This is a genomic window from Massilia sp. DJPM01 (genome assembly GCF_030348125.1).
In the GTDB taxonomy this organism is placed as follows: domain Bacteria; phylum Pseudomonadota; class Gammaproteobacteria; order Burkholderiales; family Burkholderiaceae_D; genus Telluria_A; species Telluria_A frigida.
On record NZ_JAQOZV010000073.1, the window covers coordinates 1 to 12,190 of the forward strand.

Genomic DNA, 12,190 nt, shown 5'->3' on the forward strand with positions numbered 1-12,190 from the left:
CCCTCCCCACGCTGGCAAGGGCTTTCTGAAAGGCCACACTTTTCGTCGCGCGCGGGCGACGTCCTGCTCACCAATACACGTATTTATGTGTCGCGCGGCCCCTCCTTCACCGCTGGCAGCGCGTTGAACTCATCGTCAGTGAAGAGCCGGGAGCGCGTCAGGAAGCGGCGTCCCGTTCCATTGTCCAGAGAGAACATGCCGCCATTCCCGGCGACCACGTCGATGATCAGCTGCGTGTGCTCCCAGTAGGCGAATTGCTCCCGCCCCATATAGAAGGCGCCGCCATGCAAGTCGCCCAGGTACACATCGGTATCGCTGATATTGAATTCACCGTCCGGATAGCACATCGGGGCGCTGCCATCGCAGCACCCGCCCGACTGAAAGAACATGACCGGCCCATGCCGCGCGCGCAATTCGTCGATCATTGCGCCCGCGGCATCGGTTGCGACCACGCGTGATAGCGCGTCACCCATGCGGCACTCCCATGCGGTTAAAAGAAGCCCATCGCGTTCGGGTTGTAGCTGACCAGCAGATTCTTGGTCTTCTGGTAGTGATCGAGCATCATCTTGTGATTTTCGCGCCCGATGCCCGATTGCTTATACCCGCCGAACGCGGCATGCGCCGGATACAGGTGGTAGCAATTGGTCCATACGCGCCCCGCCTCGATGGCGCGGCCCACGCGGAAGGCACGCGAACCGTCCCGTGTCCACAGCCCGGCGCCGAGTCCATACAGCGTATCGTTCGCAATGCGCAGGGCATCGGCTTCGTCGGTAAAGGTGGTCACCGACACCACCGGACCGAAAATCTCTTCCTGGAAGATGCGCATCTTGTTATCGCCCTTGAACACGGTCGGCTGCACGTAATACCCGCCTTCCATCTCGCCCGCCTGCATATTGCGCGCGCCGCCGGTGAGCAGTTGCGCCCCCTCCTGCTTGCCGATGTCGAGATACGAGAGGATTTTCTCCAACTGCTCCTGCGACGCCTGCGCGCCGATCATGGTCGACGCATCGAGGGGATTACCCTGCTTGATCGCCGCCACCCGCTCCAGGGCGCGGGCAATGAATTTGTCGTAAATGGATTCCTGGATCAGCACGCGCGACGGACAGGTGCACACCTCGCCCTGGTTCAGCGCGAACATGGCAAAGCCTTCCAGGCACTTGTCGAAAAACGCGTCGTCCGCATCCATCACATCGGCAAAGAAGATATTCGGCGACTTGCCGCCCAGTTCCAGCGTGACCGGAATCAGGTTTTGCGCCGCGTATTGCATGATCAGGCGGCCGGTAGCGGTCTCGCCCGTGAAGGCAATCTTGGCGATGCGCTTGCTGGAGGCCAGCGGCTTGCCCGCTTCCAGCCCGTAACCGTTGACAATATTAAGCACGCCAGGCGGCAACAGGTCGCCGATCAGCTCGATGAGCACCATGATCGAGGCAGGCGTCTGCTCGGCCGGCTTCAACACGACGCAATTGCCCGCAGCCAGCGCCGGCGCCAGCTTCCACACGGCCATCAGGATCGGAAAATTCCACGGGATGATTTGCCCCACCACGCCGAGCGGCTCATGGAAGTGATATGCATACGTCTCGTGATCGATCTGCGCGACCGATCCTTCCTGCGCGCGGATGCATCCGGCAAAGTAGCGGAAATGGTCGATGGCCAGGGGAATATCGGCCGCGGTCGTCTCGCGGATGGGCTTGCCGTTGTCGATGGTCTCCGCAGTCGCCAGCAGGCTCAGGTTCTGCTCCATGCGGTCGGCAATTTTATTGAGGATATTCGCGCGCTCGCCCTGCGAGGTCTTGCCCCATGCTTCCCGGGCGGCATGCGCGGCATCGAGCGCCAGCTCAATATCTTCCGCACCGGAGCGCGCGATCTCGCAGAAGACCTGCCCGGTGATCGGCGTGACGTTGCCGAAATATTCGCCTTTGACTGGCGCAACAAATTTTCCACCAATGTAATTGTCGTAGCGTTGCTTGAATGGGTTGGCCACGCCCAGCTTGCTGATGTCTGCGAGATTCATGTCTTCCTCTTCCTCTATGGTTATATACCGGGAATCTCAGCATAGACGCAGATCAATAGGAGTGCCTGCGCAAACGCAAAGAAACTGTCAACGGCTTCCCACAGGCTAGTCCTTTCGATAGTGCTCTGGCGCACATTAGGCGACCGGATGCCCCGTGCTCGCTGCAGGATCCGGGCGGCCCGCGTATATTGCGTTCCGACGCCAAACATCCACCGGAGAACTCATGAAGCAGCCCCCGTTTCGACTCAACGACATCGCCGCCATCGTCGCCCTGAGCGCGGCAGGAATGGCAGCGGCCGCCGATGCGCCCGCCAGCGCGCCATTGGCCGATGTGGTCGTCATCAGCGGAAGCCGGGTCGAACATGGCAGTTTCGACCTGGCGGCAGCCATCGATGTGCTCGACGCCGCCCGCATCCGCGACGGCCAGCTGCGCGTCAACGCATCGGAATCGCTCAGCGCGGTACCCGGCCTGGTGGCCCAGAATCGCCAGAATTACGCGCAGGACTTGCAGATTTCCTCGCGCGGCTTCGGCGCCCGTTCCGCCTTCGGCGTGCGTGGCGTACGCCTGATTGCCGACGGCATCCCTGCAACCATGCCCGACGGACAGGGACAAGCGGCAACCTTCAACCTCGACATGGCCGATCGCATCGAAGTGCTGCGCGGCCCCTTCTCCGCCATCTACGGCAACCATTCCGGCGGCACGGTCCAGTTGTTCACACGCGATGGGCAAGGCCGGCCCAGCGTCGAAGGCAGCGTTATCGGGGGCAGCAACAGCACGCGCAAGGTGGACGTCAACGCGCAAGGAGAGGCCAACGGCATCGGCTACGTGATCGACACCTCCCGCTTCGAGACCGATGGCTACCGCGCGCACAGCGCCGCCACGCGCGACCAGGGCTTCGCCAAGCTGACCCTGGCGCCGACCAGCACCAGCAAGCTGACCCTGACCGCCAGCGCCCTGAGCCAGGACGACACGCAAGATCCGCTCGGCGTCACCTGGGCCACCTACCAGCGCGACCCGCGCGCCGGCGAAACCGATGCCACCGATACACAGACGCCCAAGCGCATCATTACCGATCGCTATAACACGCGCAAGAGCATTGACCACAAGCAAGTAGGCGCCGCCTTCGAGCAGCGCCTGGGCGACGACCGGGTGCGTGCGATGGTGTACGGCGGCAATCGACAAGTCATCCAGTACCAGGCCTTCTCGAAATTCGTCCAGACGCCGGCCAGCCAATCGGGCGGCGTGGTCGATTTCGAGCGCGACTTTTACGGCGCGGACATCAACTGGCTGAGCGTGCGCAGCATGGCTGGCGGCAAGCTGAGCACCACCATCGGCGTCGATTACGGCCGCTCCAGCGACCAGCGCCAGGGCTACGAGAATTTCGTCGGCAACCAGTTCGGCTTGCAGGGCAAGCTGCGCCGCGATGAAAGCAACACCGTGTCCAGCTTTGACCCCTACGTTCAATCCGAATGGCAAGGCGGCGACTGGGTACTAACCGCCGGCCTGCGCCACAGCCGCATGAAGGTATCGGTGGATGACCGTTTTGTTAGCAACGGCAACGACAGCGGCGGCGTCAGCTACCGCCACACAACGCCCATGCTCGGCGCCCTGGTCAAAATCTCGCCGACCATCAATGTGTACGCCAGCGCGGCGCGCGGCTTCGAGACGCCGACCTTGAACGAGCTGTTCTATTCCGGCGCCGGCGCCGGCTTCAATTTCGGGCTCAAGCCCGCCACCAGCACCCATGTGGAAGCGGGCGTGAAAGCCTATATCGGTAGCAATACGCGCATCAACGGCGCCTTGTTCCACGTTAAAACCAGTGACGAGCTGGTGGTCGATGTCTCCGGCGGCGGGCGCACCAGTTACCGCAATGCCAGCGAAACCCTGCGCAAGGGCGCCGAAGTCTCGCTGGACAGCAACTTCGGCGCGGGATTCAGCGCACGCCTGGCGTTGACAGCCTTGAACGCCACCTACCAACAGGGATTCGGCAACGTCGCGGCCGGCAGCCACTTGCCCGGCGTACCCAAGGCCAATCTGTTCGGCGAGCTGGCATGGAAGAGCCGCAACGATGGCTTCGGCGCGGCGCTGGAAACCATCGCCAGCAGCAAGGTGTATGCCGAAGACGCCAACGCCGACATCGCCGCGCCGGGCTACGCGATTCTCAACGCGCGCTTCCAGGCGAAACAGGCATTGGGCGGATGGCGCCTGAAACAGTTTGTGCGCTTGAATAACCTGAGCGACCGCCGCCATGTGGGATCAGTCATCGTCGGAGACGCCAACAAACGCTTTTATGAAGCCGCACCGCAGCGCAACTGGCTGGCGGGCGTAAGTGCCCAGTACGTATTCTGATTTGCCGGGAAAGGGCATGGCGGAAGCTGGTCAGGGCTAGCGCATCCCGGGACAGGGCATCATGGCGATGCTTACCCGGTACCCGGCGTCCGGATACCCGGCGTCCGGATACCCGGCGTCCGGTACCCGGCGTCCTGATTGTCGAGTTCACCATCGTGCCGGACTGACTGCCCCGCGCGCGCTCAGGCCGGCCCCGGATACAGCTTCGCCAGGGTCGCGCGCGCCACCGTCGTCGCGATCGCCTCGACCTCAGCCGCAGCCTTGCCGGCCTCGCCCTCCTCGCGCAGCGCCTGCCACAGCCCGGCGAGCTTCCCGGCCTCCCGCGCCACTGCGCTTTCCACCTCGGCCTGCCAGAACGCCGGCGCTTCGCCTTCGACGAAGTTGCCGCGTCCGCGCCCGAAGTGCGCCACTGCCAGATAACGCAGGATGCTACCGACCAGCAAGGTTTGCAGGAAGTCGTCAGCGAACTGCATCGTGGTGCGGTTGCGGTCGGTGCTGGTGTTAAAACCCCAGGCCGCCCCGGCCGCCGTCAGCGCGCCCACCACGCCGCCCAGCAAGGCCCCCGCCCCGAACGTCAATCCGCCCGCCATCAGATCGGCCGACAAGCCGGTCGCCGCGCCCGACACCACCGCTCCCAGCAGCCCCGCCTGGGCCCGGTCGACCGGGGCGCGCACGGTAAAATTCTTGCTCACGCGCGCGTTGATCTTGGGCGCCTCGCTCGGATCGAGCTTGTGCAGCGCCAGCAGGCGCCCGGTGGTGGTGGCAATGTTCTGGTTGAGCCGGTCGATCAGCACCCCCATGGCGCGGTCCTGCCGCTGCTGGTCGTTCTTGCCCAGGCCCACCACTTTCATGGCCGACTTGAGGAAAGTCTTTTCATCCGCCTCGACCGCTTCGCTGTCGCGCGCCGCGCCGGCCAGCTGCGCGCCGGTGATCCGCATCGCCTCCTCGAAACGCGCGCGGTTGTTCGCTTCCCACAGCGCAAACAGGCGCGCGTATCCGGCCCGCTTGGACTCGTCGACCAGCGTGCCGACCGCCTCGTAAAAGACGCGCTCATGCACCCAGCAGCGGGCAAAGGCATCCAGCGCCAGCACATCGCGCACGATCTTGTACTGGTCCAGATGCTGTTTACAGCGCGTCTGCTCTTCCTGTTCCTCATGCGCGGGACGCGGCGGCCCCAGCTGGTTGAGCAGCACCACCACCGGCTTCCCGAGCCACTCCAGGATGCGCATTTCGGCCGGCATATACCCGGCGTCGCGCGGATGTTCGGACGAGTTGACCAGGTACAGCACCACGTCCGCTTCATCGCGCGCGGTGCGCAGCGCTTGCTGGCTGAGCCAGAACGGACGGTCGCGGTAACGGTCCAGCACTTCGCGCAGGAACCAGCCGATCGGATTGCCCGACATGGCCAGGCGCTTGAACAGGCGCACCGAATCGCCGAAGCCGGGCGTGTCCCACAGTTGCAGGGTATCGCCCTCGTTGGTCTTGAGCAGCAGGTGCGATTCGGCGAAGATGGTCACGTGGGCGGCATCGCGCACCTCGCCCACATCCACCCCGACCAGCGTGCGCGCCAGGGTAGTCTTGCCGTTGTTGGTATGCGAAATCAGCGCAAACTGGATAGGGACAGGAGTGTCGCTCATGATGCCTTCGATAAACTAAGTCCGGCGCCGGACTCCAGCGGGCGGCGCTCCGGATCGAGCAGGTTGACGATGGTCGCCGGGGCGCGGTGGAAATGACAGAACTGTTGCCACAGCGCGATGCGCTCGGCCAGCCGCACATCGTCCCCGGCCTGTGCGACGCTGCGCTCGACCAGCGCCGACTCATCGATCAGCACGGCAATGCCGCGCCTGGACGAGCGCACCAGATGATCGAGAAAAGCGCCCTGGTTTTCCTTCTCCGGCGTCGCGGCCAGGCTGAACAGCACGGCGGTGGCCGTCACGTTCGGATCGTCCAAGCTCAGGTCGCGCAGGGAGTCGACCGCTTCTTCGCCATAGCCGGAAGACGGGCGCAGCATCACCCGGGCCTGTTCGCCGAACAGGGTGAGCGCCACCTGCGAGAGCCCCTTGTCGCGCACCTCGTCGAGCGTAAAGCTGTACGGCAGCACGCGCAGCACGGCCGGCGCGGCGGTGCCGGCCTCGCCGTTCAGTTTGCGGAAATACGGTTGTTCCAGGTCCAGCGGAAACCTGTTGTGCATGCGCTGCGCGCGCCAGTGCGCCACGCCAGCCAGGATCAGGCGCGGCAGCACCACCAGCAGCAGCAAGGTCGCGCCATATAAATGTACCCACCTGGCCCCGCCCGCCCCGCTCGGCGTGCGCGAGAAATGCAAGGCCTCGATATCGGCGACGCTGAAACCGTCCAGCGGCAACAGCGCCACGGCCGGCGCGAACACGGCCGACAGGATGGCATGCACCTGTCCGGCGCCCAGGAAGGTGCTTTCCCAGCCGGCCACATATTCGGACAGAAAACCGCGCGCGTACAGCGACAGGATCGCGCCCATGGCAAACATGGCGGCGGCCAGATGCATGGTGCGCGCCAGGCGCGCCTGCGTCAGCTTGGCGCTCAGCTCGGTCCATTGGAGGCTGAAATCGGTCAGCGCGGCCGCCAGCACATGCGGCAACTTGCGCGGCAGCGACAATTGTGCCCCGCTCAGGCGGCGCAGCAAGGCTGGCGAGACCCAGCCGTTCTTGCGCGCGGGCACGAACAGCCAGGCCAGCAACAGCAGGTACACCGCGACATTCCAGCCGATGATCGCCAGCAGCGGCGCCGACAGCAAGTCGACCCGGTGCGGATCGCCAATCCGGTCGACCCCGGCGCCGAGCACCAGCGCCAGCAGCGGCAAGCCCAGCGACAGCGCCTTGAACCCGCCGCGCCGCCGGGCAATGGCCGCGAAGGCGGGCGTGCGCTCGCCCAGGCGCTTGAGGATCTGCTCGGCGCGCTGCTGCAAGAAATGCGCGTTCGTGACCTCCGCCTTGCTGTCGGACGCCTGCCACTGCGCCAGTTCGCGCGCGCTGCGGCTGGCATACAGGCGATCGTCATCGCTGAGTACCTCATGCTTGCCATCCATTGTTTCGACGGAGCGCACCAGCACCACGTCCCGGGCAACCTGCTCGTTCATGTTCTTCCTATTTTTTTTAACAAAATCTTTTGTATGAAACGACAACATTCACAGGCCAATTGTGACGCACTTTGCCGCCCTACGCTGGTCTTGCAGAAACGCCGCAGCGCGAGTGTGCTATCTTAGCGCGGAAATTTCTTGACACTTTCTTATCTCTCTCCACGATGCGCCTCCCTGACATACTTTCCACCCACGACCCACTGCTGGCCAGCGAACTGACCCAAGCGATCGACAACAAGACCAAGCCGCTGGGCAGCCTGGGCGCGCTCGAAACGCTGGCCCGGCAGATCGGCCTGATCCAGCAAACGACCAAAGCCGCGCTGCACAAGCCGGCCATCCTCGTGTTCGCGGCCGATCACGGCGTGGTGGCCGAAGGCATCTCCGCCTATCCGCAAAGCGTGACCTGGCAGATGGTCGAGAACTTCCTCGCCAAGGGCGCGGCCATCAACGTGTTCGCGCGCCAGAACGGCTGCGCGCTGCAAATCGTCGACGCCGGCGTGAACCACGACTTCGGCAAGCGCGCGGCCCTGATGGACTGCAAGGTCGGACGCGGCACCGCCAATTTCGCGCAACAGCCGGCCATGAGCTGGGCCGAATGCGCGGCCGCCCTGGCGCACGGCATGCGCATCGTCGGCAACCTCGAAGGCAATGTGATCGGCTTCGGCGAAATGGGCATCGGCAACACCACCGCCGCCGCCGCCCTGATGCACAAGCTGACCGGCGTGGCCGTCGCTGACTGCGTCGGCGCCGGCACGGGTCTGTCGCCCGAGGGCGTGCTGCACAAGCAACACGTGATCGAGGCGGCGGTCGCCCTGCATGGCGAGATGAGCGAGCCGCTCGACATCCTGGCCACCTTCGGCGGCTTCGAGATCGCCATGATCGTCGGCGCCATGCTCAAGGCGGCCGAACGGCGCATGGTGCTGCTGATCGACGGCTTCATCGTCAGCAGCGCGCTGCTGGTGGCGGCGCGCCTGCAGCCGGCCATCCTCGATTACTGCGTATTTTCGCACTGTTCGGACGAAGCCGGCCACGCGCGCATGCTCGATCACCTCAAGGCCAAGCCACTGCTCAACCTCGGCCTGCGCCTGGGCGAAGGCACCGGCTGCGCGCTGGCGCTGCCGCTGCTGCACGCGGCCGTCAACTTCCTCGGCGAGATGGCCACCTTCCAGTCGGCGCGCGTCAGCGGCCAGTCGGCGTAAGTTCCAGGCCATGGCCAGCATCGTGCACCAGTGCCGGCTGTTCTTCATCGCGCTGCAATTTTTCACGCGGGTGCCGATTCCGGGCTGGGTCGGATTCGACCCGTCCTGGCTGCACCACGCGTCGCGCTATTTTCCGCTGGTCGGCGTGGTGGTGGCCAGCGTGGCCGCGGCGGTCTACGCCTGCGCTGCCTGGCTGTGGCCGGCGCCGGTGGCGGTGCTGCTGTCGACGGCGGCGGCGATCTACCTGACCGGCGCCTTCCACGAGGACGGCCTGGCCGACATGTGCGACGGTTTCGGCGGCGGCATGAGCACCGAGCGGGTGCTGGAGATCATGAAGGACTCGCGCATCGGCACCTACGGCGCGGCCGGCATGGGGCTGACGGTGGCGCTCAAGTGCACCCTGCTATCGTTTCTGCCCGCATCCGCCGTCATCGTGGCGCTGTTCATCGCCCATCCCCTGTCGCGCCTTGCGGCGGTCAGCCTGATCTGGGAAATGGAGTATGCGCGCGCCGAGGGCAAGGCCAAGCCGATGGCCCAGCATATGAGCAACCGCGAATTCGGCATCGCCTGCGCCTGCGCCGGCGTGCCCGCGCTGGCGCTGGCCACGGCCGGCATGCTGCCCTGGCTTGCGCTGCTCACCAGCGTGACCGGCGCCGCGCTGGTGGCGTGGTGGCTGGGCGCCAAATGCCTGCGCCGCATCGGCGGATACACTGGCGACTGCCTGGGCGCCGTGCAGCAAGTGGCCGAAGTGCTCATCTATCTGGCACTGCTGGCGTTTTTCCATCACGGTCTCTGGGGCTAAGAATGCGCCTGTACCTGGTACGCCACCTGGCGCCGCAGGTCGCGCCCGGCGTGTGCTACGGGCGCACCGACCTCGCTGTCGATCCGGACATGCAGGCGCTGGCCCTGCCCGCCCTGCGCGCCACCCTGCCCGCTGGCATGCCGCTGTTTTCCAGCCCCCTGCGGCGCTGCGCCGGCCTGGCGGCCGCCTTGGGCGGCGCAGCGGTGCGCTATGACACGCGCCTGGCCGAACTCGATTTCGGCGACTGGGAAATGCGGCGCTGGGACGACATCGAGCGCGCCGGCGTCGATGCCTGGGCCGCCGACATGGCCGGCTACCGCCCCGGCGGCGGCGAAAGCGTGGTCGACATGGCGCGCCGCGTGTCGGCGTTTTATGCCGACCGCATGCGCGTGCCAGCACCCGGCGCCATCGTCATCTGCCACGCCGGCACCATCCGCCTGCTGTCGGCGCGCGCGCGCGGCCTGGGTCCCGAAGCCATGGCGCTGGAAGCGGCGCAGCATCCCCACGCCATCGCCTACGGCGGGACGGTTATCATCGACTGTGTATAATTATCGGGTTTTGGTGCCCGCGCCCATGTCCATGAGCGCAGTTAAACTGGGAAACACGAAGCCTGCAACAGGCCAACGTGTGCTGCCCCCGCAACGGTAAGCAAATGTCGCTGACATGGCGACGAGCCGCCTCGATTGACCACTGTGCATTTGGCATGGGAAGGTGAGACGGCCGCATTTGCCAGCCCGGATACCGGCCATAACAGGTGGAAGCGTGCGGCCATGTCCGCGCGCTTCTTTTCAATCTGGCCAACGGGGACGTCGGCCGGTTGCTCGCAATCGCATTCACTGAAGACTTGTCATGACCTTTCCTGTTGTACGCCACGCGGCCCTGACGTCGCTCGCGCTAGCTTTTACCTCCCCTTGTGCCCTGGCCGACAGCGCCGCCGATACGGCCGTTGCCGCCGTCGTCATCACCGCCACGCGCGCGCCGCAGCCGTCCAGCGAGGTGCTGAGCGACCATGTGCTGATCAGCGCCACAGACATCGCGCGCTCGGGCGCGGGCAGCGTCGTCGAGCTGCTGCAAAAGCAGCGCGGCATCGAGATCACCCGTAACGGCGGGCCGGGGGCCGCATCGCAGGTATTCATTCGCGGCGGCGACGCCAAACAGACCGTGGTGCTGGTCGACGGCGTGCGCATTGGCTCGTCCACGATCGGCATCGCCAACTGGGCCACCCTGCCGCTGGCGAACATCGAGCGCATCGAAATCGTCTACGGCCCGCTGGCCACCATGTACGGCGCCGACGCCATCGGCGGCGTGGTGCAGATTTTCACCCGGCGCGGCGCCGGTGCGCCAACCGTCACGGCCGCCGTGGAAGCGGGCAGTGACAAGGCCCGTTCGATGGCATTCGGCGTGGCCGGCGCCAGCGAAGGCGAAAACAGCATCAGCTACGCTTTTGGCCTGTCGAAGGACAAGGATGAAGGCTTCTCGACGACAAAACCGGGCAACTTCTCGTACAACCAGGACAACGACGGCTATGCGCGCGACAGCGCCACCGGCCAGCTGGGCATCGTGCTGGCCAAGGGCCACGAAGCGGGACTGCTGTACCTGCACAGCCACCTTAAGTCGCAGTACGATGCGGGCGCGGGTCCCTTCGACGTGCGCAGCGTGCAAAACATGGACAACATCGCCGTGTATTCGAAACACGAGATCACGCCCAACTGGAAAGTGAGCCTGCAAGCCTCCGAAGCGGACGACAAATCGGTCAACTTCTCCAGTGCGACGAGCAGCAACCGCATCGATACCCGCCTGCACGCCTACAGCATGCAAAACGATATCGCCCTGGGCAGCGACCTGCTGCAACTGGTGCTGGAGCGCCGCGTGGAAGACGTGTACGCCGACACCACGCGCGCCTTGAACACCAGCCGCGCGACCAATTCGGTGGCCGCCGCCTACTCGCTCAAGCGCGGAAACCATCTGGCCAGCGCCAGCGCGCGCCGCGACGACAGCACCCAGTACGGCGCCAAGGTCACCGGCGGCATCGGCTACGGCTACAAGCTCACGCGCGCGCTGCGCCTGAACGCCAGCGCCGGCACCAGCTTTCGCGCACCGACCTTCAATGAACTGTACTACCCGGGCTACGGGGTCGATACCAACAAGCCCGAACAGGGCAAGAACGTCGAAGGCGGCGTGTATTACAACGATGGTACGCTTGAGGCCAGCGCGGTCTGGTACCGCAACCGCCTGACCGACCTCTTGGTCAACACCAGCATCTGCCCGGTCCAGCAGGATACGCATCCCTATGGCTGCGCGTACAACGTCAACCGCGCCACCCTGGAGGGCATCAGCCTTGGCGCACGCACCCGCATGGGCGCCTTCGACATGAGCGGCTCGCTCGACCTGCAAGACCCGCGCGACGACACCACCGGCAAAAGCCTGCAGCGGCGCGCCAAACGCCACGCCAAGTTCGCCATCGAATACAGTGCGGGCGCGCTGACCGCCGGCGCTGGCGTTCAGTTATCCGGCAAGCGCTTCGATGACCTGGCCAACCGCAACACGCTGCCTGGCTACGGGCTGGTGAACCTGTTTGGCGAATATCGCTTTGCACCTGACTGGTCAGCCGTGCTACGGTTGAACAACGCCGCCGGCAAACAGTATGAAACGGCGCGCAATTACGCCACCGCCGGCCGACAGGTGTTTGCCGGCATCCGCTACGGCAGCAAATAGG

The 12,190-nt window shown here is 65.2% G+C and carries 9 protein-coding genes and 1 riboswitch; of the genes, 5 read left to right on the forward strand and 4 right to left on the reverse strand.

Annotated features, from left to right (window positions below):
* Positions 1–83: 83 nt before the first annotated feature.
* Together PO883_RS30250 and adh are read right to left on the reverse strand one after the other, a co-directional pair.
* The gene (locus tag PO883_RS30250) at positions 84–473 is read right to left on the reverse strand and encodes a DUF779 domain-containing protein (RefSeq protein WP_289313066.1); all 390 of its coding nucleotides are present in this window, start codon (positions 471–473) and stop codon (positions 84–86) included.
* Between the two features lie 17 nt (positions 474–490).
* Positions 491–2,011: an aldehyde dehydrogenase gene (gene adh / locus PO883_RS30255; protein WP_289313067.1), complete on the reverse strand. Its 1,521-nt coding sequence runs from the start codon at positions 2,009–2,011 to the stop codon at positions 491–493.
* Positions 2,012–2,234: 223 nt separating this feature from the next.
* On the opposite strand from adh, the gene PO883_RS30260 reads away from it, so the two are divergent.
* Positions 2,235–4,361, forward strand: a complete 2,127-nt coding sequence (locus PO883_RS30260; RefSeq protein WP_289313068.1) for a TonB-dependent receptor — start codon at positions 2,235–2,237, stop codon at positions 4,359–4,361.
* A gap of 182 nt (positions 4,362–4,543) precedes the next feature.
* Here the strand turns inward: PO883_RS30260 and PO883_RS30265 are convergent, their stop codons facing one another.
* Positions 4,544–5,998 (reverse strand): DUF3482 domain-containing protein, encoded by a 1,455-nt coding sequence (locus tag PO883_RS30265; RefSeq protein WP_289313069.1) that lies wholly within the window; start codon positions 5,996–5,998, stop codon positions 4,544–4,546.
* Complete coding sequence (locus PO883_RS30270) at positions 5,995–7,473, reverse strand: DUF2868 domain-containing protein (protein WP_289313070.1); 1,479 nt, start codon at positions 7,471–7,473, stop codon at positions 5,995–5,997. The genes PO883_RS30265 and PO883_RS30270 overlap by 4 nt, the downstream gene beginning before the upstream one ends.
* A gap of 164 nt (positions 7,474–7,637) precedes the next feature.
* Here PO883_RS30270 and cobT point away from each other — a divergent pair, with 164 nt between their 5' ends.
* From cobT to PO883_RS30290, 4 genes are all read left to right on the forward strand, one after another.
* A complete protein-coding gene (gene cobT / locus PO883_RS30275; protein ID WP_289313071.1) occupies positions 7,638–8,672 on the forward strand; it encodes a nicotinate-nucleotide--dimethylbenzimidazole phosphoribosyltransferase in 1,035 nt (344 codons plus the stop codon).
* A gap of 10 nt (positions 8,673–8,682) precedes the next feature.
* Positions 8,683–9,474: an adenosylcobinamide-GDP ribazoletransferase gene (locus PO883_RS30280; RefSeq protein ID WP_289313072.1), complete on the forward strand. Its 792-nt coding sequence runs from the start codon at positions 8,683–8,685 to the stop codon at positions 9,472–9,474.
* Positions 9,475–9,476: 2 nt separating this feature from the next.
* Entirely contained in the window at positions 9,477–10,022 is a 546-nt protein-coding gene (locus PO883_RS30285) for a histidine phosphatase family protein (protein ID WP_289313073.1), read from the forward strand.
* Positions 10,017–10,239, forward strand: a riboswitch (cobalamin riboswitch). Its footprint overlaps the gene before it by 6 nt.
* 84 nt (positions 10,240–10,323) lie before the next feature.
* Positions 10,324–12,189 (forward strand): TonB-dependent siderophore receptor, encoded by a 1,866-nt coding sequence (locus tag PO883_RS30290; RefSeq protein WP_289313074.1) that lies wholly within the window; start codon positions 10,324–10,326, stop codon positions 12,187–12,189.
* Position 12,190: the final 1 nt, after the last annotated feature.

Excerpts from the sequence above, each read along its gene's own strand:
- PO883_RS30250 (WP_289313066.1), bottom strand. The coding sequence starts at position 473 with ATGGGTGACGCGCTATCACGCGTGGTCGCAACCGATGCCGCGGGCGCA.
- adh (WP_289313067.1), bottom strand. The coding sequence starts at position 2,011 with ATGAATCTCGCAGACATCAGCAAGCTGGGCGTGGCCAACCCATTCAAG.
- PO883_RS30260 (WP_289313068.1), top strand. The coding sequence starts at position 2,235 with ATGAAGCAGCCCCCGTTTCGACTCAACGACATCGCCGCCATCGTCGCC.
- PO883_RS30265 (WP_289313069.1), bottom strand. The coding sequence starts at position 5,998 with ATGAGCGACACTCCTGTCCCTATCCAGTTTGCGCTGATTTCGCATACC.
- PO883_RS30270 (WP_289313070.1), bottom strand. The coding sequence starts at position 7,473 with ATGAACGAGCAGGTTGCCCGGGACGTGGTGCTGGTGCGCTCCGTCGAA.
- cobT (WP_289313071.1), top strand. The coding sequence starts at position 7,638 with ATGCGCCTCCCTGACATACTTTCCACCCACGACCCACTGCTGGCCAGC.
- PO883_RS30280 (WP_289313072.1), top strand. The coding sequence starts at position 8,683 with ATGGCCAGCATCGTGCACCAGTGCCGGCTGTTCTTCATCGCGCTGCAA.
- PO883_RS30285 (WP_289313073.1), top strand. The coding sequence starts at position 9,477 with ATGCGCCTGTACCTGGTACGCCACCTGGCGCCGCAGGTCGCGCCCGGC.
- PO883_RS30290 (WP_289313074.1), top strand. The coding sequence starts at position 10,324 with ATGACCTTTCCTGTTGTACGCCACGCGGCCCTGACGTCGCTCGCGCTA.